Source organism: Kitasatospora sp. NBC_00458 (assembly GCF_036013975.1).
In the GTDB taxonomy this organism is placed as follows: domain Bacteria; phylum Actinomycetota; class Actinomycetes; order Streptomycetales; family Streptomycetaceae; genus Kitasatospora.
Window position 1 is genome coordinate 857,665 of the sequence record NZ_CP107904.1, and the last position, 26,293, is coordinate 883,957.

Below are 26,293 nucleotides of genomic sequence, written 5' to 3' on the forward strand. Positions count from 1 at the left end.
CGTCCGTGCGCACGCGCCCCGGACGGTCCTTCCGGGCGGTCGTGGCCGTCGATGCGGTGCAGCGGTCGTGCGCCGACGGTCGGCTCCGGGTGCCGGTCACGCGGTGACCGGCAGCCGGGTCACGCCGCGCAGGCTCACCAGGCCGTTCCACTCGACCTTGCCGTCCAGGGCCATGTCGGGGAAGCGGCGGACGAGTTCGCCGATGGCGACTCTGCCCTCGATTCGGGCCAGCGTCGCGCCCAGGCAGTGGTGCATGCCGCCGCCGAAGGAGAGGTGGCGCCGGGCGTTCTCACGTTCGACCTTCAGCTCCTCCGCGTCCGGGCCGAAGACCTCCTCGTCGCGGTTGGCGCCGGCCAGGTTGGCGAGGATGAACGAGCCGGCGGGGATCTCGTGGCCGCCGACCCGGTGGGGCTCGGTGGTGACGCGGCGGCTGAAGTGCACCGGCGGCTCGTGGCGCAGCACCTCCTCCACCGCGTTCGGCACCAACTCGGGTTTGGCGTGCAGGAGTTCCCGCTGGTCCGGGTGGCGCAGCAGAGCGTGCGCGCCGGCCGAGATCAGGTTGACGCTGGTCTCGTAGCCCGCGACGTAGAGCATGGTGACCTGGGCGACCAGCTCGTCGTGGGTGAGCGTGTCGCCGTCGTCCTCGGCGGCGATGAGGGCGGTGAGCAGGTCGTCGCCCGGCTCGCGCCGCTTGCGGGAGACGGCGTCGCCGACCACCTCGAAGATCTCCGCGTCGGCCGCCTCGATCACCCTCATCACCTCCCGGTCCGGGGTGAGTTCGACCGAGCGCATCAGCAGCGTGGTGAGCATCCGCATGTGCCCGGTGTCGATCGGCGGGATCCCGAGCATGCGCGAGATGACGGTGAACGGCAGCGGGAACGCCAGCGACTCGACCAGGTCCCCGCCGCCCGCCTCGGCGACGCCGTCGAGGGCCTCGGTGACCAGGCCGTGGATCATCGGTTCCAGCGCGTTGACCGCGCGCACCGTGAACGCCTGGGTGACCAGCTTGCGGAGCCGGGTGTGGTCCGGCGGGTCCCGGTCCAGCAGGGCCAACCCCTTCAGCCGCGGCTTGTCCGTCACCCCCGCCTTCGCGTAGGCGTCGCGGAACGGGCCCGGGGCGACGCGGCTCTGCTCGACGGACAGCCCTGAGCGCACCAGCTCGGCCACGTCCTCGTAGCGCGAGACCATCCAGAAGCCGCCCGGGTGTTCGTGCACCGGCGCGTGCCGGCGCAGCTCCGCGTAGTGCGGGTACGGGTCCTCCTGGAACTCCCGGGTGAACGGGTAGAAGATCACGGGCTGGTCCTGCGAAGCGGTGCTCACGGTCCGGTGTCCTCCTTCGTGTGCGGTCGGTCGTCCTGGTTCGTTCGCATGCCCTGGAGCGTCTGGAGGGCCTGGATCCGGGCGGTGAGGTGGGCCGCCGCACCCGCCATCAGGACCTCGGCGACGGCGTCGACGGTGCGCGCCCGCCAGGGTTCCAGCCCGGAGCCGGCGACCGCCTGGTTGAACGCGCCCATCGCCGGCCCGCAGTGGACCAGGTAGTCCACGGTGTGGTCCGGGTCGCCCGCCAGCGCCAGGCGCAGGCCCCGGTCGAAGTAGCGGCGCAGCGGCTGCTCCGCCTCCGACCGTGCCCCGGTGTCCGGTGCCGGAGTCGTCGGCGGACCGGTCGGGGGGCGGTACTCGCCGCCCAGGTAGCGCTCCAGGATCCGGGTCCTGGTCGCCTCGTCCAGGTCGGCCGTCGTGGTGTTGCGGCGCCACAGCTCGTGCAGCGCGGACGCCCGTGCAGGGAAGAACACGCCGCGCTTCAAGTAGCGCGCCCGCAGCCCGAGTTCGAACTGGTACGGCGACGGCGCGGTGTCCACGTCGTACTCGTCCGCCTGCTGCAGGAGGTCCTTGACGCGGTCGCTGGTGGCCGCCTCGACCGAGCACTGGTTCACCGACCCGGTCAGCACGAAGTCCGAGCCCAGCAGGAACGCCGCGGCCGCCGCCTCCGGCGTGCCGATGCCGCCGGCGCAGCCGACGTGCACCCGGGGCCCCGGCAGTGCGGCGGAGTCCCGCAGCCGCAGCACGGCCGGGAGCAGCGTCAGCGGGTCCGCGCCCGTGCACAGCCAGCCGCCGTCCGCCGTCACGCACAGGTCGTCGGCCATCGGGCTGCCGGCGGCGGCCGCGGCCTCGGCCTCGGTGACCGCGCCCCTCGCCAGCAGCCGTGCCACCAGGGGCCCGGGCGGCGGGGCGAGGAACGCCGCGGCCACGTCGGTGCGCGACACCTTCGCCAGGATCCGGCCGCCCTTGAGCCGGAAGCGCACGAGCTGCTCGGTCACCCCGGGGAAGCCGGAGACCTCCGCCAGGGTCACCCCGTGGCGCAGCAGCAGGTCGATCAGGGCGGCCTCCTGCTCCGGCGCGTCGGGGTGGTGGAGGACGTTGACGCCGTGGGCGCTGCCCAGGTCGAGTTCGCGCAGTCGCCGCTCCACCTCGGCGAGGTCGAGCCCGCCGGTCCCCAGGAAGGCGAGCAGACCGGCCTTGGTCGCGGCACGGACCAGCTCGGGGCCGGAGACGCCGCCGTACATCGATCCCAGCACGTAGGCGCGCCGCAGACCGTAGCGCTCACGGAAGGTCCGGGCGCCCAGGCCCTCGGCGGTGACGGCGGGCCGGGCACCCCCGGGGGAGCCGGCGGCGGCCGGGGAGGCGGGCGCGGTCGGGACGACGGGCGCGGCCGGGGAGGCGGGGACGGTCGGGACGACGGGGACGGCCGGGACGACGGGCGCGGTCGGGACGACGGGCGCGGCGGGCAGGACCGCCTGCGCGGCCGGGGGGATCGCCGCGGCCGGGGGGCGCGGCGCGGTGGCGGCCCTGGTGCGGGTGACGAGCTTGGTGAGCACCTGGCCGGGGCCCAGCTCCACGAACTCGAAGTCGCCCTCGCGCATCAGGGCGCGCACGGTGTCGGTCCAGCGCACCGGGGAGGCGATCTGCGCCGTCAGCCGGTCCTTGAGGGTCGACGCCGTGTACGGCAGGGCGTCCACGTTGGCGAGCACCGGGACGGTCGGGGGGCGCAGCGCGAAGCCGTCCAGGTAGCGCCCGAACTCCTCGGCCACCGGGCGCATGTAGCGCGAGTGCAGCGGCGCGCTGACGGTCAGGCGCACGGTGCGGGCGCCGGCCGCCTCGAACGCGGCGCAGGCCGCTTCGAGCTCCTGCTGCGGGCCGGAGAGCACGAACTGGTCCGGGGCGTTGTGGTTGGCGAGGTCCAGCGCCTCGAACGCGGGGTCGGCGAGGGTGCGGGTCACGTCCTCCTCGCCGACGCCGACCACCGCCGCCATCGAGCCGCCGGGGGCCGCGGCCATCAGCTCGCCGCGCCGGCGCACCAGCCGCAGTCCGGTCTCGAAGTCGAAGACCCCGGCCGCGAACAGCGCGGCGTACTCGCCCAGGCTGTGCCCGACGAGGTGGTCCGGTGCCACCGGGTCCTGTGCCACGCGGTCCAGGTAGGCCAGGGCGCTCACCACGTAGAGCGCGGGCTGGGTGAACTCGGTGCGGCCCAGGCGGCGTTCGGGGTCGCGTACGCACAGCTCCTCGATCGAGTAGCCGAGCACGTCGTCCGCGACCGCCGTCTGGGCCGGGAACCGTGCGAACAGTTCCCGGCCCATACCGCGGCGCTGCGAGCCCTGCCCGGGGAAGCCGTAGACCTTCGGACGGGCGGTGCCGTGCCCGCCCTGTCCGTCCCGCGGTGCCGCGGCCCCGATCCGGCGTGGTGCCGTACCGGCGGCGTGCAGGCGGACCTGCTCGAAGAGGGCGGTGTCCTGCTCGAACGGGCTGAGCAGCGGCAGCGACTGCGCCGGGCCCGCCTCGGGCAGCAGCATCCGGGCGAAGTTGTGCAGGGTGCCCGAGGGCCCGAGGTCGAGGTAGAGGAAGTCGTCACGCCCGCGCAGCCAGGCCATCGCCCGCTCGAACTCGATCGGCCGCCGGGCGACCTGCGCGAAGTGGTCCGCGTCGGCCCGTTCCACCGGCTCGCCGGTCACGCAGGACACCCACGGGATCCGCGGCGCCGCGAACGCCACGCCCTCGAAGTCGGCCCGGCACGCCTCCAACGCCCGATCCATCAGCCGGGAGTGGAAGGCGTACTCGACCGGCAGCGGCAGGTGCAGGACGCCGGCCGTGCGCAACGCGTGCTCCGCGCGGTCCAGTTCGGCCTGCGGGGCGGTGACCACGAAGCACTCCGGGTGGTTGCGCGCGGCGATCTCGCAGGCCCGCAGCTCCGGCACCCGCTCCAGCACCTCGGCTCCGGCGAGCACGGCGATCATCCCGCCGGGCGCGCTCGCGCGCAGTGCACCGGCCTGGCGCACCAGCAGCCGCAGGCAGTCGACCGGCTCCAGCGCGCCGGCGACGACGGCCGCCGCGTACTCCCCCAGGCTGTAGCCGAGGACGTAGTCCGGCTCGATGCCCTCGGCGCGCAGGGCGGCGGCCAGGGCGAGCTCGATCATGACGATGCCCGGGTGGGAGACCGCGGTGTCGACGAGGGGGTGGTTCCTCGGCTTCTCCTCGTCGAAGATCCGGGCCAGCACCGACACGCCGGACGCCTCGGCGACCACCGCGTCGTAGCGGCGCAGCTCGGTGCGGAACACCTCGTTGGCCTCGTAGAGCTCCCGGCCCATCCCGTAGTACTGGGAGCCCTGGCCGGAGAACAGGAACACGGTGGGCCGGTGGCCGCTCATCGGTAGCCGTCCCAGAACAGGCCGCCGGAGGCGGCGTCGGATGCGGTGGTGCCTCGGATGACGGTCCTCCGGTTCAGCGCGGGTTCGGGCAGGGGTTCGCGGGTGGGGCGGGCGGCATCGGGAGCCGGGGCGAGCAGGACGTGGGCGTTGGTGCCGCCGTCGGCGAAGCAGTTGAGCGCCGCCAGTGGCGCACCGTCCGGCCACGCCACGACCTCCCGGGGGAAGTACAGCGGCGATGACTCCAGGTCGAAGTGCTTGAGCGGTTCCTGTCCGGAGCCGAACGGCACCTGCTCCCCGTGCTGCAGCATCAGGACGACCTTGATGAACGCGGCGATGCCTTCCGCGCCCAGCGGGTGGCCGATGTTGGGCTTGACCGAGCCGAGCGCCACCGGGTGCGCCGGATCGGTGCCGTAGACCGCCTGGACGGCCTTGAGTTCGAGCAGGTCGGTCACGGTGGAGCCGGAGCCGTTGACCTCCACCCAGCCGATCTCGCGGGGGGTGTGGCCGCTGCGCGCCAGCGTCTCGGCCATCACCTCCTTCTGCGCCTGAGGGTTCGGGGTGGCCGGGCCGGCGGTGCGTCCGTCGTTGTTGACCGCGATTCCCCGGAGGACCGCGAGCACCCGGTCCCCGTCGGCCTGTGCCTGCGCCAGCGGCTTGAGGACGACCACGCCGACCCCTTCGCCGAGGACGAGCCCGGCGGCCCGGCGGTCGAAGAGGTGGAACTCGGGTCCGGGGTTGAGGAGTCCGCGCTGGGCGAAGATCCGGTGCGCCCGGCCGTCGGCCAGCAGGTTCACCCCTGCCACCACGGCCGCCTCGACGGCGCCCGCCCGCAGGGCGTACACGGCCGTCTCCATCGCCACCAGCGCGGAGGAGCAGGCGGTGTCGACCACGATGCTCGGGCCGCGGAAGTCGAAGAACTGGGAGATGTTGGCCGACAGGTAGTTCTGGCCGGTCGCCATCACCGGGTTCTGCGCCCGCTCGACCAGCGTCTCGTCCGGTGTGCCGGTGGTCCGGCCGCCGACGTACACGCCGATCCGCCGTCCCTTGAGTTCGGCGGGACGGTAGCCCGCGTGGTGCACGGCCCGGTCGACCTCCTCCAGCAGCAGCAGGGCCTGCGGGTCCAGGGCCGCGACGTCCGCCTCCGAGAGTAGGAACGCCTCCGGGTCGAAGCGCAGTTCCTCGGGCAGCAGGCCGGCGTGGAACCCGCCCAGGCCGGCGATGCGACGCTCCGGGACGGGCCGCAGCGCGCTGCGGCCCTGCCGCAGCAGCTGCCAGTACTCCTCCGGGGAGCCCGAGTGCGGGAAGCGGCAGGACAGGCCGACCACCGCGATGTCCCGGCCCGCCCGCTCGTCCGGCGCGGCGGTCGAAGCGGCGCCCGGGGCGGTGGCACGGGCGGTGGCGTCGACCGGGGCGGCGGCGTCGACCGCGGCCACCCGGGCGGCCGGGGCCTGCGGCGCCGGGGTGCCGAATGCGGCGGCGAGCTCCGCCGGGTGCTCGGCGGCGAGGTAGTCCGCGAACTCCCGGGCCGTCGGGTACTCCAGCAGGGAGGACGGGTCGAGCGACACGTCCAGCCGCTTGCCCAGGGTCTGCAGCAACTGCGCCACCAGGATCGAGTCGATGCCGAAGTCCTGGACCGGCACGTCGTCGGCCAGCACGGCCCGGTCGAACCGCAGCTCCTCCGCGAGCCGGTCCAGCAGCCACGAGGCCACCGCCGCACGCGCACCGAGGCTGTCCCCGGACGGCGCCGCGGCCCGGTCGGGGGCGCTCGTCGGCGCTCGGCGGGCGGCCTGCGGCACGGCGGATCCCGTCGCCGGCCCGTCGCCGGCCCCCGGGCCGCCGTCCGTCAGCCGCTCCGGACTCCAGTCGGTGTCCGGCCGCACCGCGGCGGCCAGCACCACCGGCTCGCCGGCGGCGAGCGCGCGGTCGAGCAGGGCGAGCCCCTGCCGGTCCGTCAGTGCGAGGAGCCCGGTGGCCCGGTAGGCCTCGCCGCGCACCTCCCCCATGCCGGTGTCGCGCCAGCTCGGCCACTGCACGCTGACCAGCGGAAGCCCGTACCGGCGCTCCTCGGCCACCGCGTCCAGGTAGGCGTTGGCCAGCGCGTAGTCGCTCTGCCCGACCGCCAGCCGGGGCAGCGCGGCGGTGACCGACGAGTACAGGACGAAGAAGGCCAGTGGCTCGTCCCGGAAGGTGCGCGTCAACGCGTCGAGGCCGAAGACCTTCGGGCCGATCACCCGCGCCGCGGACTCCAGCGGCTTGCGGACGAAGGCCGGGTTCTCGGAGTCCACGGACCCGGCGGCGTGCACCACCCCTCCCACCGGGCCGAGCCGCAGCCGGACCTCGGTCAGCGCCTTGGCCAGCGCCCCCTCGTCCTCCAGGTCGACCGCGAGCACCTCCAGTTCCACGCCCTGGGCGGCGAGTTCGGCCAACGGGCGCAGCTTGCGGCCCAGCCGGGTGTCCGCCGCGAGGTGTGCGGCCCACTCGGCCTGCGGCGGCAGCTCCTCCCGGCCGGTGAGGACCAGCTTGCGCACCCCGTGCCGGGCGACGAAGTGGCGGGCGGTCAGCAGGCCGAGGCCGCGCGTGCCGCCGGTCACCCAGAGCACGTGCCCGTCCGCGAGACGCGGCGGGCGGGACGTGCCGTCCGGCAGCTCGCGCAGCTGCGCCCGGTGCCGGACGCCGTCCCGGTAGGCGACCTCGGCCTCCGGCCCGGCGCCGGCGAGTTCGTCGAGCGCCCGGGCGACCGCCTGCCGGTCCGTGCACGTGCCCAGCCTGACGTGGAGCGAGCGCACGTGGCCGTACTCGCTCTGCAGCATCCGGTACAGGCCCGCCCGCTCCGCACCGCCGCCGGGACCGGCCGACGTCTCGCGTGAGACCAGCAGCGCGCGCAGGTCGCGCGGGCCCTGGTCGACCAGCCGCTGGAGCCAGCGCCACCAGGTGTGGAGCACGGTCCGGTCCAGCGGCTGCCCCTGCTCGGCGCACCCCGTCAGGTCCAGCACGGCGTCGAAGCGGTCCCAGCGGGTGCCGGCCAGCGCCAGGTCGGCGTCGAGCGCGGCGCTGGTGAGCACCTCGGCACCCGGCAGCGCGGCGGCCAGCGCGGCGGCCAGGGCCTCGGTGCCGGGGACCGCCAGGACGGCCGTGCGGCCCGGCAGGGCCCGCCGCGAGGCGGTCCGGGCGGGGACCCACTGCCTGGTGAGCAGCCGCTCCTCGGCCTCGGGGGCGTCCGGGGCGGGAACGGTCACAGCCGGTACGGCCGGGGCCGCTACGACCGGGGCGGGAGCGGCCTCAAGGGCGGCCAGTTCCGCGTCCGCGGCGGCGAGCCAGACCCGCCCGCCGTCGAAGGGGTAGCCCGGCAGCGGCACGCGGCCGGGCCGCCGCCCGCCGTGCAGCACGGACCAGTCCACCCGGCGGCCCGTGGTCCAGGCCTCGGCGAGCGCGGCCGGATCGGCCGCCAGGGCCCCGCCCCCGGCCGGCCGGCGCGGGTCGACCACGCCCGTCCAGCTCCCGGCCGGCACCCGGCCGGCGGCGAACTCGTCGAGGCGGTCGGCCAGTCGGTCCAGGTCATCGAACTCCACCGCGAGCCGGTGGGCCATCGCCTCGCGCCCGGACTGCAGCGTCCAGGCGACCTCGCTCGGCGCCGCGCCGGCGGCCTCGGCGCGCAGCCGCGCGGCCAGCCGCCGGGCCTGCTCGGCCAGTCGGTCCGCGTCCCGGGCGGAGAGCACGGCCAGCTGCGGGCCGTCCGCGGCGGCGGACGGCGCCTCGGCCCCCAGGTACTCCTGGAGGATGACGTGCGCGTTGGTGCCACCCGCGCCGAACGCGCTGACCCCCGCCGTCCGGGGCCGCTCGGCGCCGTCCGCGCCGACCCGGCGCGGCCACGGCTCCGGCTCGCGCTGGACCACGAACGGCGTCCCCGCGAAGTCGATGTTGGGGTTGAGCTCCTGCGCGTGCAGCGAGGGGGCCAGCTCGCCGTGCCGCATCTGGAGCAGCACCTTGGTGACCGACGCGATGCCGGCCGCCGACTCGGCGTGCCCGATGTTCGACTTCACCGAACCGATCGGCAGCCGCTCGGGCAGGTCGTCCCCGAAGGCCCGCAGCAGTCCGGTGATCTCCACCGGGTCGCCCAGTTCGGTGCCCGTGCCGTGCGCCTCGACGTAGTCCAGGTCGCCCGGACGCAGGCCGGCCCGGTCGAGCGCCGAGCGCACCAGGTCGCCCTGCACCCGGGGGTTGGGCACGGTGAACCCGCGGCCCGTTCCGCCGTGGTTGACGGCCGAGGACCTGACCACCGCGAGGATCCGGTCGCCGTCCGCGAGGGCCGCGTCCAGCCGCTTCAGCAGGACCGCGCCCGAGCCCTCCGCCGGGACGTAGCCGGTGCCGCCTGCGCCGAAGCTGCGGCACCGGCCGTCCTCGGAGAGGAAGCCGCGCCACGCCAGCTGGAGGTACTTGGCCGGGTGGCTGGTGATGTTGACGCCGCCGGCGACGGCGACCTCGCAGTCGCCGGCCCTGATGGCCTGGCAGGCCTGGTGGATGGTGACCAGCGCGGAGGAGCACATGGTGTCCACGGCGACGCTGGGGCCGGTGAAGTCGTAGAAGTACGAGACCCGGTTGGCCACCGAGGCGAACGACGAGTGCGGGGGCAGGCCCTCGCCCCGCAGCGCCTCCTGGACGCCGTACAGCTGGTACTGGCCGTACATCATGCCGACGAAGACGCCGGTGCGGGAACCGCGCAGCCCCTCGCGGGTGTAGCCCGCGTCCTCCAGCAGGTGCCAGACCGTCTCCAGGAACACGCGCTCCTGTGGGTCGGTGTGCTCCGCCTCGATCTGCGACATCCGGAAGAACAGCGGGTCGAAGCGGTCGGCGCCGCGCACGAAGCCGCCCCACTTGCCGTAGGTCTTGCCGATCAGCGACTTCCGCTCGTCGTGGAACAGCTCGTGGCGCCACCGGTCGGCCGGGACCTCCTCCACGCTGTCCCGCCCGGCGCGCAGGTTCCGCCAGAACTCCTCGACGTCGTCGGCCTGCGGGTAGCGGCCCGCGACGCCGATGATCGCGATGTCGTCGGCACCGTGGGCACCGTCGGCACCGTCGGCCGGGCGGGCGGCGGCGCCGGCTTCCGCGCCGGGCCGGGCCGGACCGGACTCGGCCTTCGGCGCCTCGGGCGCCTCGGGCGCCTCGGGCGCCTCGGGCGCCTCGGGCGCGGTGAACGCCTCCGGGTGCTCGGCGGCCAGGTGGTCCGCCAGCTCGCGGACCGTCACGTACTCGAACAGCAGGGTCTTCGACAGCGGGCCGACGACCTCCTCCAGCCGCCGGGTCACGCTCAGCGTGATCAGCGAGTCCACGCCGTAGTGGTCGAAGGGGTCGGTGGCGACGATCTCCGCCTCGGGGAGCTTCAGCTCCTCCGCCGTGATCCGCAGCACCAGCCGCTCCGCCCGTTCCCGTGCGTCCGCCGGGTCGGCCGCGATCGCCGGAGCCGACGCGGCGGCCGGGGCCCCGGGCGCCGGGCTCGGGCTCGGGCTCGGGCTCGGGCCGCCGCCCAGGGCGGCCAGGATCCGGGCCGGGTCCCCGGCGGCGAGCAGCAGCCTCGGCCGGCCGTCCGCCAGCGCCCGCTCCAGCCCGTCCAGCGCCGCCCGGCTGCGCAGCGGGCGCAGACCCGCGACCCGGGCCGCGTACTCCTGGGTGGCGGCGTCCACGTGCATGCCGCCGTCGGCCCACACCGGCCAGGCCGCCGCCAGGGTGCGGCCCTGCCGCCGCCCGGCGCGGCGCAGCGTCTCGCGCTGCTCGGCGAAGTGGTCGAGGAAGGCGTTGGCGAACGCGTAGTCGCTCTGGCCGGCGTTGCCGAGCGCGGCGGCGGCGGAGGAGAAGGCCACGAAGTAGTCGAGCGGGTCGTGCCGGGTCTCCTCGTCCAGCAGCACCGTGCCGTGCACCTTCGCGGCCAGCACCGCCTCCGCGTCGACCCGCCGCTTGCCGTGCAGCAGGCCGTCGCGCAGCACTCCGGCCGCGTGCAGCACGCCGCCGACCGTGCCGTGCGCGCGCCGTGCCTCGGCGAGCAGCGCCCGTACGTCGGCCGGCTCGGCCACGTCGGCCCGGACCACGCGGGCGCCGACGGCCTCGATCCGGGCCAGGGCCGACGGCGTGGGGGCGGTCCGGGCGGCCAGCACGATGCCGCCCGCGGTGACGCCCGCCGCGCGCCGTGCGGCGGCGAGGTGCTCGGCCACCAGCAGGCCCAGCGCGCCGGTGCCGCCGGTGATCACGTGCGCGCCGCCGCCCAGGAAGGCGCTGCCCGCGCCGGCACCCGGCAGGCCCACCGGCCGCCAGGCACGGCGGCTGCGGCCCGCCGCGCTCACCCTGGTCTCGGCCTCGCCGGCCTCCCCGAGTTCGGCCGCCACCGCCTCGGGCAGCGCGCCGTCCGCGACCGCCAGCACGCCGATGTCGATCGCCGGGTGCTCCCGGCGCACGGAGCGGGCCAGTGCGGCCAGTGCGGCCAGCGCGGGGTGGGCCGGCGCGGACACCGGGTCGCGGTGCGCGAACAGGTAGCGCAGCGCACCGCGCCGCGCCCGCTGCCAGGCCTGCAGGAACGCCACCGCCGTGTGGAAGCCGTACTCCACGGCGCGGGCGGGATCACCGCCCTCGCCGCCCAGGTGGACGACGTGCACCGGCCCGGGGCCGGCGGCCCGGATCTCCGCCGCCGCGTCGAACCCGCTGTCCAGTGCGACGACCCGGGCGGTCAGGCCCGCCCCGATCAGGGCGGCGGCCACGGCCGGACCCTCACGGCCGGCGTCCAGGACCAGCACGGTGCCGGCCGGCCGGTGCCCGGCCGCCGGGGCGTCCTGCCAGACCGGCTCGAACGCGACCACCTCGTCCGCCCCGGCGCGCGGGCCCACCGCGCGCAGCGTGAAGGACTCGATCGCCGCGACCACGCCGCCGGACGGGTCGAGCAGCAGGACGTCGAAGCAGAGCGTCCCGGCCGCCGCCGGGCGGGCGCTGGGCGTGGCGTAGGCGTACGGCTCCCGCGGCAGGTCGCCGTACAGCCGCACCGATCCCAGGGAGTACGGCAGGTAGTCCGGCGACGGCGCCGAGTCCCGCGCACCGGGTGCGAGTCGGCCCGCCGTCTGGAGCGCGGCGTCGAGCAGCGAGGGGTGGAACACGTAGGCGTCCCGGTCGGCGAGCCGCGGCTCGGGCAGCCGCAGCCGCGCGAGCGCCTCCCGCTCCCCCACGGCGATCTCCTCGACCGCCCGGAAGCTCGGACCGTAGTCGAAGCCCAGCCGGGAGAAGGCCCGGTAGCAGCTCTCGCCGTCGCCCACGGTGGTGCAGCGGGCGCGCACGGCCGCCAGGTCGACCGGCGCGGGCCGGGGCCCCGGCCCGCCGAACAGCAGGGTGCCCCGGGCGTGGGCGGTCCGGTCGTCGCCGGCCGTGACGACCTCGAACGAGGTGTCGGTGAGCCGGACGAGCAGTCGGCGCGAGGCCCCGGCGGGAAGCCGGACCGGTGAGGCCCACACCAGGTCGTCGACACCGCGCACCGACCCGCCCCCGGCCAGCTCCCCGGCCAGCCGGGCCATCTCCAGGTACGCCACCCCGGCCAGCAGCATCTCGCCGCCGGCCACGTGGTCGCGGAGGAAGAACTCCTCGCCGGTGAGCGTCTTGGCGTACACCCGCCGGGAGGCCGTGGAGAGGTCGGCGTCCAGCAGGGTCGGGTGCAGCGGAGCCTCGGCCGGCCGAGGCCCGGTGACCGGTCGCGGCTCGGTGGCCGCGGAGGACGCCGGACCGGTCGGGAACCAGTACCGGGGGCCGCCGAAGCGGTAGGCGGGCAGGTGCACCCGGCGCCGCCGTGCTCCCCGGTGCAGTGCCGTCCAGTCCACCTCGGCGCCGGCCACCCACTCGTCGGCCGACCGGGCCAGGTCGCCGGTCCCGGTGGCCGCGGGCGGGGCCGTCGGCTCCGCCCGCCCGGTGCGCACCCGCGAGGGCCGTCCGTCGAGGTGGGCGGTCAGCTGGGCCCGCAGTCCGGCGGCCCCGTCCGCCACCACGGCGAGGCGGTGCGCCATCGGCTCGCGGCCCAGCTGCAGGGTGTACGCGAGGTCGCCGGCCGGGACCGGGTGGTCCGCCAGGTGGTCGGCGAGGCGCTCGGCGGCGCCCCGCAGCGCCTCGGGGGTGCGGGCGGACAGCACGAACAGCTGCTCGCCGCCGTCCTCGTCGGGTGCGTCGGGCATGTGCGACTCCTCCAACACGACGTGCGCGTTCGCCCCGCCGAAGCCGAAGGAGCTGACCCCGGCCCGGCGCGGCAGCTCGCCTCCCCCGGCGTCGCGGAGCCGCGCCCAGGGCCGGGCGGTGCCGGCCGGCTCGAACGGGCCGCCGTCCAGCTCCAGGTACGGGTTCGGTTCCTCGATGTGCAGGCTGGCCGGGATGACGCCGTGGCGCACCGCGAGGACGGCCTTCAACAGTCCGGCGATGCCCGCCGCGGCCTCCAGGTGGCCGATGTTGCTCTTCACCGAGCCGATCGCGCAGGCGGGCCCGGCCGGCGCCCCGCGCTCGGCGCGCAGCCGGCGGAAGGCGGTGCTCAGGCCGGCGGTCTCGATCGGGTCGCCCAGCGCGGTGCCGGTGCCGTGCGCCTCGACGTAGCCGACGGTCTCGGTGGGGACGCCGGCCGCCCGGTAGGCGTCGACCAGCAGGTCCGCCTGGGCGTCCGGGCTCGGGGCCGTCAGCGAGGTGGTCCGGCCGCCGTGCCCGGCGACCGCCGCCTTGATCACCGCGTGCACGGCGTCGCCGTCCTGCCGTGCCCGCCCGCCCGGCTTGAGCAGCACCGCGCCGACGCCCTCGCCGCGGACGTAGCCGTCGGCCCGGCTGTCGAAGGCCCTGCACCGGCCCTCGGGGCTGAGCATCCCGCTCTCGGCGAGCACCTCGTACACGCTCGACGTCAGGATCAGGTTGACCCCGCCGGCGATGGCCAGGTCGCAGGTGCCGTCGCGCAGCGCGGCGCAGGCCTGCTGCACGGCGGTGAGCGAGCCCGAGCAGGCGGTGTCCACCGCGACGCTCGGGCCGCGCAGGTCCAGCAGGTAGGAGACCCGGTTGGGGATCATCGTCAGCGCCGCGCCCGTCGCCGTGTGCCCCTGGGGCGGGCGGCCCTCGGCCCGCTGCGCCTCCAGGTAGTCGGAGTTGGCCACGCCGATGAACACCCCGACGCGCCTGCCGGCGAGGTCGGAGGGCCGGTAGCCGGCGTCCTCGACGGCCGACCAGACCACCTCCAGCAGCAAGCGCTGCTGGGGGTCCATCAGTTCGGCCTCGCGCGGGGAGATCCCGAAGAAGGCGGCGTCGAAGCGGTCCACGTCGGTCAGGAAGCCGCCCCGGAGCGGGCCGGCGTCCGTCCGGTCCCGCAACCCGCGGCGGTCCGCGGGCGCCTCGCCGACCAGGTCGTGCCCGGCGAGCAGGTGGTCCCAGAACTCCGCGAGGTCGGCCGATCCCGGCAGCCTCCCGGCCATCCCGATGATCGCGACGTCCTCGCCGTGCGGCGGGCCGGCCGGCGCCTGCGCCGCCGGGAGCAGCGGCGCGGCGCCGGACTCCGGGGACCCGGCGCCGAAGTGTGCGGACAGGCCGGCGGCGTGGTTGTCCCACAGGTACGCGGCGAGCGCGGTCAGGGTGCCCTGGCTGTAGAACACCGTCGGACGGACCTCGATGCCGTAGGCGGCGCGCAGCTCCACGCTGAGCGCGGTGAAACCCACCGAGTTCATGCCCGCCTCGCCGAACGGGACGTGCGGGCCGAGCTCCTCGGGGGCGATCCCCGCCAGGCGGCCGATCAGGCCGGCCAGTTCGGCGGCGAGCGCCTCGGTACGACCCCCGGTCCGCGCCGGGGCCCCGGACCGTACCGGGGCCGCCTCGGTCCCGGACCCGCCCGCGGCGCCGAACCGGGCCCGCAGTTCGGCGAGCGGCAGCGCGGCCAGCGCGGTGCGGTCCACCTTGCCGTTCAGGGTGTGCGGGAAGCCCGTCACCCGGACCAGCGCGTCCGGGAGCATGTGGGCCGGGAGCCACTGCGCGAGCAGTTCCCGGGTGGGTTCGGGTGCCCCGTCGGCCGACACGTAGCAGGCCAGCAGGGAGCGGTCGCCGCCGTCGCGGCCGTGCGCCACCACGACGGCCTCGCGCACGCCGTCCAGCCGCCGCAGGGCCGCCTCGATCTCCTCCGGCTCGATCCGGAAGCCGCGCACCTTCACCTGCTCGTCGACCCGCCCCAGGTACTCGTACCGCCCGTCGGCGAGCCGGCGGGCGAGGTCGCCGGTGCGGTACAGGCGTGCGTCGGCGCCCGCGAAGGGGTCGGGCAGGAAGCGCTCGGCGGTGAGCTCCGGGCGGTTCGGGTAGCCGTCGGCCACCCCGTGCCCGCCGATGTACAGCTCGCCGGGCACCCCGGTGGGCAGCGGGCGGCGCGCGCCGTCCAGGACGTGCAGGGTGGTGTTGGCGATCGGGGTGCCCAGGGTCACCCGCTCGCCCGGCGCGAGCCGGCTCGCCGCCGACCAGATCGTGGTCTCGGTCGGGCCGTACAGGTTCCAGACCTCGCGGTTGCCGGCGAGCAGCGCCTGCGCGAGGTCCTCGGGCAGCGCCTCGCCGCCGCACAGCACGGTGAGGCCGGCGCCGCCCCGCCAGCCGGCGGCCAGCAGCATCCGCCAGGTGGCGGGCGTCGCCTGCATCACCGTGACGCGGCCGGATTCGAGCAGCTCGCGCAGCCGCAGGCCGTCCCGGGCGGTCTCGCCCGGCGCGATCTCCACGGTCCCTCCGCTGATCAGCGGCAGGTAGAGCTCCAGCCCCGAGATGTCGAAGCAGACGGTGGTGACGGCCAGCAGGGTGTCCTGCGGTCCGAACCCGGGCTCGCGGGCCATCGACCAGAGCAGGTTCACCAGCGCCCGGTGCGGGATCCGGACGCCCTTGGGCAGGCCCGTCGAGCCGGAGGTGTAGATCACGTAGGCGGCGTCCGACGGTCCCGCGGGCCCCGGGGAGGGGGCGGCCGGCGCGGCGGCGTCGTCGTCCAGCAGCAGGCGCGGCACGGCCGCGTAGCCGCTGGGGAGGTCGGAGCGGGTGAGCATCAGGTGCAGCCCGGCGTCCTGCGCCATGTGGGCGAGCCGCTGCTCCGGGTAGGCGGGGTCGAAGGGCACGTAGGCGCCGCCCGCGACCTGCACGGCCAGCAGTGCCACCGGCAGCTCGACGTCGCGCGGCAGCAGGACGCCCACCGTCCGGCCCCGGCCCACGCCGGCGGCGGTCAGCCGGGCCGCCAGGTCCGTCACCCGCGACCAGAGCTGCCGGTAGGTCAGCTCGGCTCCGGCGCAGCGCACCGCCACCGCGTCCGGGCGCGCCTCGGCCTGTCCGCGGACCAGCTCCCAGACCAGCGTGTCGGCCGGGTAGTCGACGCGCACGGCGGACGCGGCCCGCTCCTCCTCGGCCTGCTCCTCCCCGGTCCGCAGCTCCAGTTCGCCGACCGGCGTCCCCGGGGCGCCGACCGCGTGGGCCAGCAGGGCGGCGAAGTGCCGCCCGAGCCGTTCCACCGTCCCGGCGTCGAACAGGTCCGGGTTGTACTTGAGCGTGTACCGGCAGCCCTCGGGCGCGTCCACCAGGTCCAGGGTCAGATCGAACTCGCCCTCCTGGTGCACGCCCTCGACCCGGCCCCGGACCGCTCCGGCCCCGGTCAGGTCGCGGGCCCAGTTGTGGAAGTAGTAGGCCACGTTGAACGGCGCCGACGACGCCGGGTCCAGCCGGCGCAGTTCCCCGGCGAGCGTGAACAGCGGGTAGCCGCCGTGCTCCAGCGCACCCAGCACCGTCCGGTGGAGCCGGTGCGCCAGGGTGCGGAAGGCCTCCTGGGCATCGACCCGCTCGGCCAGCACCACCATGTTCATGAAGTAGCCGAGCACGTCGTCGAAGCCGCTCGGCGGGCGGCCGGCCGTCGGAGTGCCGACGGCGATGTCGTCCTGGCCGCCGTAGCGGTGCAGGAGGGCGAAGAAGGCGGCCAGCATGACGCTGGAGAGCGAGGTGCGCTCCGCGGCGGCCAGCGACCGGGCCCGCTCCGACACCTCCGCCGGGATCCGCCCGCTCACGCTCTCGCCGCGGAAGGTGGGCAGCGCGGGGCGCGGGTGGTCCAGCGGCAGCGCGACCGTGGTCCGCCGCCCGCGCAGCCGCTCGACCCAGTACGCGCGCAGCCGCTCCCCTTCCGGCCCGGCGAGCTGTTCGCGCTGCCAGGCGGTGAAGTCCCCGAAGGTCCGGGCGGGCCGGTCGGCCGGCAGCGGCCGGCCCTCGGCGACGGCGCGCAGGCCGCGCTCCACCTCCTGGAGCAGCAGCGGGATGGACAGGCCGTCGAGCACCAGGTGGTGCACCGTCAGCAGCAGTGCCTGTCGGCCGTCGCCGAGGACGTAGACGGTGGCGCGCAGCAGCGGGCCCCGGGACAGGTCGAACGGACGCCTCGCCTCGGCGTGGATCCGCTCGCGCAGGGCGTCGTCGTCGACCGCCGTCAGGAAGACCTGCTGGAAGGGCAGTTCGGGTTCGGCCGCGATCCGGACGTACGGTTCGCCGCCGTCGGTGCGGATCGTGGCCCGCAGCTCCTGGTGCCGGTCCAGCACGTCCTGGAGGACCAGGCGAAGGGCGGGCGTGTCGACGCCGGGGGCGAGCCAGAAGGCGAGCGGGAGGTTGTAGGCGTGGTTGCCCGGGGCGATCTGCTCGATCACCCACAGCGCGTGCTGGCCCGGGGAGGCCGGATGGGTGCTCAGCGTGGTGTCGGACCGGGGGCGCAGCACCCGGGCCACGTCCGCGGGAACGAGCGGCGCGGCGGGGAGGGACGGCTCGGCGGGGAGGGCCGGCGCGGCGGGAACGGACGGCTCGGCGGGCGCGGGGGCCTGCGCGGTGGGCAGCCATCCCTCCGCCAGGTGCGCGGCCAGCTCGCGCAACGTCGGCTTCTCGAAGAACTCCTCCAGCGGCACCGAGACGCCGAACGCCTCGTCCACGGCGGACACGATCTTCATTCCGCTGAGCGAGTCGAAGCCGTAGTCGGCCAGCCGGCGGTCGGGGTCGATGCGCTCGTCCAGCTTCAGGACCAGCTCCAGCAGCTCCCGCAGCCGCTCGGTGGCCGCCCCGGCCGCGTCCGACCGAGCCGGGACGACGGCCGTCACGGTGGCGGCGGTGGCGGCGGCGGAGGCCGTGGTGGCGGGCACCGCCGTACGCCGGTCGCCCACCGGGCCGTCGCTCCGCGCGACCAGGACGTGCTGCCCCGACTCCGCCGTCCCGGCTCCGAGGATCCGGGTCCGGGCGAAGCCCTCCTCGGCCAGCAGCCGGCGCCAGGCCTCGGGGTCGACCAGCGGGGAGCCGGGGATGCGCAGCTCGGCGTCCTGGAAGGCCCACCAGCCCTCCATCACACCGCCGGTGACGGTCAGGTAGGGGCGGATCGCGGTGAGCTCGTTGAGCAGCAGCAGGCCGCCGGGCTTGAGCAGCGCCCGGGCCTTGCGCAGGGTGGCCCGCAGGTTCCTGGTGGCGTGCACCACGTTGGTGGCCACCACGATGTCGGCCGTGCCGTCGGCGAAGCCCTGGTCGGGCAGGCCGCGTTCCAGGTTGAGCAGGTCGAAGCGGACGAACGGGTAGCGGGCGGCGAACCGCTCGCGGCCGTGCTCCAGGAAGCGCGGCGAGACGTCCGTGAAGGTGTAGCCGACCCGGCCCGGGTGCCCGGCCAGCACGGGCAGCACCCGCTCGCTGGTGGCGCCCGTCCCGGCGCCCAGCTCCACCACGTGGACCGCCTCCCCGGCGGCGAGCTCCGGAAGGCGGGCGGCCAGCGCCCCGCGAACCTCGTCCGCGACCAGCAGGTTGAAGAGGTCGGTCAGCGCGTTGCCCTTGTAGAGGTTCTCCACCAGCTGCATCGACGTACCGGGGAACATCACCTCCGTCCCCACCAGTTCGCCGCGCAGGAGCTGCGGATAGACCCGCAGGAACTCCCGGTTGAGGGTGACGGTGGGCGCGATGTCCGGGTAGCGGTCCGCGAGCCGGTCGAGCCCGGCCTCCCAGCGCTCCGCCCCGGCGGCCGCGTCCGCCGGACCGGCCGCCTCCGCGGTGGTGACGAGCTCCTCGCCCTCCCGGACCAGGAACCCGGCCTGGAGCATCAGGTCGAGCAGCGCCTCGTGCAGCCGCCGGAACTTGTCCCTGATCCCGAGCCTGGCCCGCAGTTCCTCACTGCGGTACCGCTCACCGGCGCCCAGGAAGACGCCCATCCGCCGGTAGGCGCCGAACACCCCGGACTTGGAGGCCTCGTCCAGCTCCGCGAAGCCGGCCAGCACGGCGGCGACGTCGGAGCCGGGGCCGGACGGGGCCTGCGCTCCGGCGGCCGCGGCCGCGGCCGCGACGGTGGCGGCGCGCGGGGGCTCGGGCCGGACCGGCGGGGCCGGGATCCAGTGGCGCTTGCGGGCGAACGGGTAACCGGGCAGCTCGATGCGGCGGGCGGTGGCGGGGGTGATCCGCGACCAGTCGACCTCCGCGCCCGTCACCCAGTGCTCGGCCACCGCCGTCAGGGCGCGGCCGGTCAGCGCCGCCTCCAGGGCCTGGGCCCCGGCGGCCGGCGGCTGCGCCGGGGTACGGGTCGCGGTGCCGGTGGTGATCCCGTCGACGGCCTCGCCGGCCGCGTACGAGGCCAGCAGCCGGGCCGCCTCGGCGACCGAGCCCGCGGGCAGCGCGAGGCGGAACTCGTGGGCGGTACGGCCGGACTGCAGCGTGTGGGCGACATCGGCGAGCCGCGGGTGGCGGCGGGGCGCCTCCCGCTCCTCGGCCCCGGTCCGGCGCCCGAGGCCGGCCACCGCCTCGGCGACCGCGCCGATGGTCTCCGCCGCGACCGCCGCCGTGGGCAGCCTGGTGCCCAACTCCTCGGACAGCAGCGCGAAGTAGCGGGCACGCTCGGCCAGGCCGAAACCGCAGTCGATCAGGTCCGTGGTGAGCTCGACGGAGTCCGGCGCCACCCCGGCCAGCTCGGCGGCCAGCCGCAGGCACCGGCTGCGGGCGTCGGCCAACGGGTCCGGGAGGGCCGCGTCCACGCCCACCGCGCCGGCGCCCGTACCCGCGCCCACCGGAGCCGGTGTGCCCCGGCGCAGGTGTTCCGCCAGGTCACCGGCGTAGGCACGCAACCGGTCCTCGGTCCTCGCGGACAGCACCAGGAGCTGCTCCGCCCCGTCCTCCGCCTGCTCCGTCTGATCCGGCTCGTCGGCCATCGGGTACTCCTCCATGATCACGCACGCGTTGGCGCCGCCGGCACCGAAGGAACTCACCAGGGCCCGCAGCGGAGCGCCGCCCGGCACGCCGGGACGCTCCGGGCCGGTCCAGGGCCGTGCGGCCTGCGGCACCTCGAACGGCGTGGTGGTGAAGTCGATCTCCGGGTTGGTCCGGGCCGAGTTCAGCGACGGCACCAGCGTCCGGTGGCGGAACTGCAGCAGCACCTTGGTGAGGCCGGCGATCCCGGCGGCCGACTCCAGGTGGCCGATGTTGGTCTTCACCGAGCCGACCGCCACCAGGGGCCGCCGGGCGCGCTGCGCCGGGTCGATCCGGCCGCCGAACGCGTCGACCAGGCCGGCGATCTCGATCGGGTCGCCGAGCATGGTGCCGGTGCCGTGCGCCTCCACGTAGCCGACGGTGTCCGGCGCCACCCCGGCGCGCTCCAGCGCGCCACGGACCAGGGCGCTCTGCGCGTCGGGATTGGGCACGGTGTAACCACCGCTGTTCCCACCGGAGTTGACGGCTGTCGCGCGGATGACACCGAGCACCCGGTCGCCGTCGGCGAGTGCCCTCGCCAGCGGCTTGAGCAGCACCGCGCCGACGCCCTCGCCGTCCACGAAGCCGTCCGCGTCCGCCCCGAAGGCCTTGAGCCGGTCGCCGGGCGAGAGCATCCCCGCCCGGGACAGCCCGTGCAGGTGCTCCGGGTGCAGGATCAGGTTGACGCCGCCCGCGATCGCGGCGGCGCACTCTCCGTCGCGGATGCTCTGGCAGGCCAGGTGAACCGCCGTCAGCGAGGCCGAGCAGGCCGTGTCCACCGCCAGGCTCGGCCCGGTGAAGTCGAAGGAGTAGGAGACCCGGTTGGCGGCCGACCAGTGGCGGGAGTGCGCCCCGGTGCTCACCCCGAGCGCGTTCGCCTCACCGCCCAGCCACTCGTAGTCGCTGTTCATCACCCCGACGAACACCCCGACCGGGCCCTGGGCGGCCAGTCGCGCCGCCGGGTAGCCGGCGTCCTCCAGAGTGGCCGCCGCCGTCTCCAGGAACAGCCGCTCCTGCGGGTCCATCGCCTCGGCCTCGGCGGGCGAGATGTGGAAGAACAGCGGGTCGAAGGCGTCGACGCCGTCGAGGAAGCCGCCCCACTTGCTGTGGGCGCCGCGCTTGCCCTCCGGGTCGTAGTGCGCGTCCGCGTCCCAGCGGTCGGCGGGCACCTCCCGGATGCAGTGGCGGCCCGCGACGAGGTTCTCCCACAGCTCGCCGACCGTCCCCGCCAGCGGGTAGCGGCCGGCGACGCCGACGATCGCGATCCGGTCGTCGGACCGCTCCCGCGCCGCGGCGACCGGCGCGGCCTCGTCCACGGGCCCGGAGCCGGGACCGTCGGCGGACAGGCGACCCGTCAGGTAGGCGGCCAGCGCTCGCGGGGTGCGGTGCTCGAAGACCATCGTCGCCGGCAGCCGCAGGCCGGTGCGGGTACTGAGCCGGTTGCGCAGCTCCAACGAGGCCAGCGAGTTGAAGCCGAGCCGGGGGAACTCCGTGCCGGGGTCGACCTCGGCCGCCGAGCCGTGCCCCAGGACCGAGGCGGTCTCGCGCAGGACCAGTTCGGCGACGACCTGCTCGCGCTCGGCCTCCGGCACGGCACCGAGGCCCGGAGCGGCGGACGCGGGCCTCGCGTGCGGCGCGTCCGACGGGCCGCGCCGGGCCGGGGCCGACCGGCGGAACGGCTGTGGCGGCGCCCCGGCGGTCCGGAGCGGGAGCAGATGGGCCCGGTCGGAGCCGAGGGCCTCGTCGAACAGCCGCAGGGCGTCCCCGGTCTCCAGCGGAAGCACCCCGGCGCCGGTGAGGCGGGCCAGGTCGGCGTCGTCGAGCCGGCCGGTCAGGGCGCTGCGCTCGGCCCACAGGCCCCAGCCCAGCGACAGCGCGGGCAGGCCGGTGCCGCGGCGCATCCGCGCCAGCCCGTCGAGGAACGCGTTGGCGGCGGCGTAGTTGCCCTGCCCGGCGGTGCCGAGCGTGGCGGCGACCGAGGAGAACAGCACGAAGGCGCCGAGGTCGAGGTCGCGGGTCAGCTCGTGCAGGTGCCAGGCACCGTCGGCCTTGGCCGCCAGCACCGACCGCAGGCGCTGCGGCGTCAGCGAGCCGACCACCCCGTCGTCCAGCGTCCCGGCCGCGTGGACGACCGCCCGCAGCGGCCGTTCCGCCGGGATCGCCGCGAGCAGTTCGGCGAGCGCCGCACGGTCACCGACGTCGCAGGCCGCCGAGGTGGCCCGGGCACCCGCCGCGGTCAGCTCGGCGGCGAGCCCGGGCGCGCCGCCGCGGCTCACCAGCAGGAGGTCGCGCACGCCGTGCGCCTCGACCAGATGGCGCGCCACCAGGGTGCCCAGGGTGCCCGACGCACCGGTGATCAGCACCGTGCCGTCGGCGGGGAAGCCGGCTGTTCCGGCCGCCTTCGACCGCACCAGCCGGGGCACCCGGATCTCACCGTCGCGGACCAGGAACTGCGGCGCGTCGCCGGCCGGCAGCGAGGGGAGCAGCTCGGCCAGGCCCTGCGGGTCGTCGGTGTCCACGAGCACGATCCGGTCCGGGTGCTCCGTCTGCGCCGAGCGCACCAGCCCCCACACCGCGGCCTCGGCGGGATCCGCCTCGGCGCCCGTCGCCACCGCCCGCCGGGTCACGACCACCAGGCGGCCGTCGCCGGCGTCCTCGTCGGCGAGCCAGGTCTGCAGGTCCGCGAGCACGGCGGAGGCCGCCGCCAGGGCCCGGGCGGGCGGCTCGCCGTCCACGGGCCGCCGGGGCAGCAGGGTCGCGTCCGCGCCCCCGGCCCGGGGGGTGCCCGGCCCCGCGGGGACCCAGTCCAGCTCGTGGAGGGCGCCGTCGCCCTGACCGGCGAGGAGCGCGGCGTCGAACGGACGCAGCGCCAGGGACTCGGCCGACAGCACGGCGCGGCCTGATTCGTCCGCGATCCGCACGGCCACCGAGCCGTCGTCCAGCGGGGTGAGCCGGGCGCGCACGGCCGACAACCCCGCGGCCGCGTCCGGGTCCAGCCACCGCACGCCCCGCCAGCAGAACGGCAGCCCCGGCTCGGACTTCAGGTCCAGGGCGTGCAGGGCCGCGTCCAGGAGCGCGGGGCGGACCGCCTCCGGCAGCGCGACCTCGGCGAAGAGTTCGCCGTCCTGCCGCCACAGCGCCCGCAGCCCCCGGAAGCCGGGCCCGTACTCCAGGCCCTGCGCGGCCAGGTCCCGGTACCAGCCCTCCAGGTCGACCCGCTCGGCTCCCGACGGCGGCCACGGACCCACCTCGATCGCGGTGTCCGGCTCACCGGCCTCGACGAGGGTTCCGGTGGCGTGCAGCTCCCAGTCGGCCTGCGGTGCGCGGGCGTACAGCCGCATCGGCCGGCCGGCCCCGTCGGCCGGGTCCACCACCAGCTGGATCTCGACCCCGCCCTGCTCCGGCACCACCACCGGGGTCCGCAGGACGAGCTCGTCCACGGTGTGGCCGGTCTGGAGCGCCATCTCCAGCAGGGCGGTGCCCGGCACCACCATCCGGCCGAGCACGCGGTGGTCGGCGAGCCACGGGTGGGTGCGCCGGGACAGGTTGCCGGTGAGGACCGTCCGCTCGCCGTCGGCCAGTTCGAGGGGGGCTCCGAGCAGCGACTCGGGCGCGCGCAGCCAGTAGGACTTCTGCTGGAAGGCGTAGGTGGGGAGTTCGACGATCCGCGCGTCGGTGCCGTCGAACGCCCGCGTCCAGTCCACCTCGACGCCCTGGGCGTGCAGTGCGGCTGCGGAGAGGGCGAACCGCCGGGTGGCGTCCTCGTCGCGGCGGAGCGTGTCCGCCACCACGGCGTCGCGGTCGGCGGCGTCCACCGTGTCCTGGATCGCCATGGTGAGCAGCGGGTGCGGGCTGACCTCCAGGAACACCCCGTACCCGTCCTCGGCCAGGGCGCGGACCGTCTCCTCGAACCGGACCTGCTGCCGGAGGTTGCGGTACCAGTAGGCGGTGTCCAGCTCCGGGCCGTCGAGGCGGCCGGCGGTCACGGTCGAGTGGAAGGCCACCCGGGCGGCCCGCGGCCGCACCCCGGCGAGCGACTCCAGGAGCTCCTCGCGCAGCTCCTCCACGTGGGCCGTGTGGGAGGCGTAGTCCACCGGTACGCGGCGGGCCCGCACGCCGTCCGCCTCGCAGGCCGCGAGCAGCTCGTCCAGCGCCTGCGGTTCGCCGGCGACGACCACGGCGGAGGGTCCGCTGACGGCCGCCACCGAGATCCGCTCGCCGAACGGCGCGATCCGCTCCCGCACCCGGGCCTCGGGGGCGACGACCGACACCATCCCGCCCCGGCCCGCGAGCGCCGTCAGGGCCCGGCTGCGCAGTACGGACAGCAGTGCGCCGTCCTCCAGGGTGAGCGCGCCGGCCACGCAGGCGGCGGCGATCTCGCCCTGCGAGTGCCCCACCACCGCCGCCGGCTCGACGCCGTACGAGCGCCAGAGCGCCGCCAGCGACACCATCACCGCCCAGAGCGCGGGCTGCACCACGTCGACCCGCTCCAGCGCGGCCCCGTCGGTCAGCACCTCGCGCAACGACCAGTCGACCAGACCGTCCAGCAATCGCTCGCACTCGGCCATCCGGTCGGCGAACACCGGTGCGGAGTCGAGCAGTTCGACCGCCATCCCGGCCCACTGCGCACCCTGCCCCGGGAACACGAACACCACCCGGCCATCCACCCGCCGGTCCGCACCCACCACCACCGACGAACCGTCCCCACCCCCCGCCAACGCCGCCAACCCCTCCAACAAACCCTCACGACCGTCCGCGACCACCACACCCCGGTGCTCCAGCACCGCCCGCGAACACACCGACGAGAAACCCACATCCACCACACGCACCGACGGATCCGACTCCACCCGCACCCGCAACCGCTCCGCCTGCGCCCGCAACGCCGCCCCACTCACCCCCGACACCACCACCGGCACCGGCCCCGGACCCGACACCACCGCCCCGGACTCCACCGACTCAGGCCCCACCGCCCCGGACTCCACCGGCGCGGACTCCACCGGCGCGGGCTCCACCGGCGCCTCCTCCAGAATCACATGCGCGTTCGTCCCACTGATCCCGAACGCCGACACCCCCGCCCGACGCACCCGACCCACCCGCGGCCACACACGCCGCTCCCGCAACAACTCCACCCCACCCGAAGACCAGTCCACATGACGCGACGGCACCTCCGCATGCAACGTCCGCGGCAACACCCCCGCCCCCAACGCCATCACCATCTTGATCACCCCACCCACACCCGCCGCCGCCTGCGAATGCCCGATGTTCGACTTCAACGACCCCAACCACAACGGCCGATCAGCCGAACGCCCCTGCCCGTACGTCGCCAACAACGCCTGCGCCTCGATCGGATCCCCCAACCGCGTCCCCGTACCATGCGCCTCCACCGCATCCACATCCACACCCGACAGACCCGCACCCGCCAACGCCGCCCGCACCACCCGCTGCTGCGCCAACCCGTTCGGCGCCGTCAACCCACTCGACGCACCGTCCTGATTCACCGCCGAACCCCGCACCACCGCCAACACCCGACGCCCCGCCCGCCGCGCATCCGACAACCGCTCCAACACCAACACCCCCACACCCTCCGCCCACCCCGTACCGTCCGCCGCATCCGAGAACGCCCGGCAACGCCCATCGGGCGACAGGGCGCGCTGGCGCGCGTACTCGACGAAGGTGCGCGGCGTGGCCATCACGGCGACGCCGCCGGCCAGGGCGAGCGTGCTCTCCCCCGAACGCAGCGACTGCACCGCCAGGTGCAACGACACCAACGACGACGAACACGCCGTGTCCACCGTCACCGCCGGCCCCTCGAACCCGAAGGTGTAGGAGATCCGCCCCGACGCCACACTCGGCAGGCTGCCGTTGAACAGGTGGCCCTCAAGGGCACCGGTCTCCGGGCCCAGGCGCGACGCGTAGTCGTCGTACATCACGCCCGCGAAGACGCCGGTCCGGCTGCCGCGCAGCGAGGCCGGGGCGATCCCCGCGCGCTCCAGCGCCTCCCAGGAGACCTGGAGCAGCAGCCGCTGCTGCGGGTCGGTCGTCAGCGCCTCGCGCGGGGACATGCCGAACAGGCCCGCGTCGAACTCCCCTGCGTCGTGGAGGAATCCGCCGTACCGGGTGTAGGTCGTGCCGAGGCGGTCCGGGTCGGGGTCGTACAGCCCCTCGACGTCCCAGCCCCGGTTCACCGGGAACTCGGTGAGCGCGTCCACGCCGTCGAGGGTCAGCTGGAACAGGTCCTCGGGCGAGGAGACCCCGCCCGGGTACCTGCACGCCATTCCCACGATCGCGATCGGCTCGCGCCCGGCCGTCTCCTCCAGCTCGGCCAGTTGGCGGCGGGTCTGGCGCAGCTCGGTGGTGACCCGCTTCAG

Annotated in this window: 2 protein-coding genes and 1 pseudogene; all 3 read right to left on the reverse strand. The window is 76.0% G+C overall.

Annotated features, from left to right (window positions below; genetic code table 11):
- Window positions 1-96: 96 nt before the first annotated feature.
- On the reverse strand, window positions 97-1,320 hold the full coding sequence (locus OG550_RS03305; RefSeq protein WP_327674297.1) for a cytochrome P450: 1,224 nt from the start codon (window positions 1,318-1,320) through the stop codon (window positions 97-99).
- Window positions 1,317-4,700 carry an ACP S-malonyltransferase gene (fabD, locus tag OG550_RS03310; RefSeq protein WP_327674298.1) on the reverse strand — a complete coding sequence of 1,128 codons (3,384 nt, stop codon included), beginning with the start codon at window positions 4,698-4,700 and terminating at the stop codon, window positions 1,317-1,319. Before fabD ends, OG550_RS03305 begins: the two co-directional genes overlap by 4 nt.
- Window positions 4,697-26,293 (reverse strand): annotated as a pseudogene (locus OG550_RS03315) (amino acid adenylation domain-containing protein); the annotation flags it as partial. The gene fabD and the pseudogene OG550_RS03315, both read right to left, overlap by 4 nt.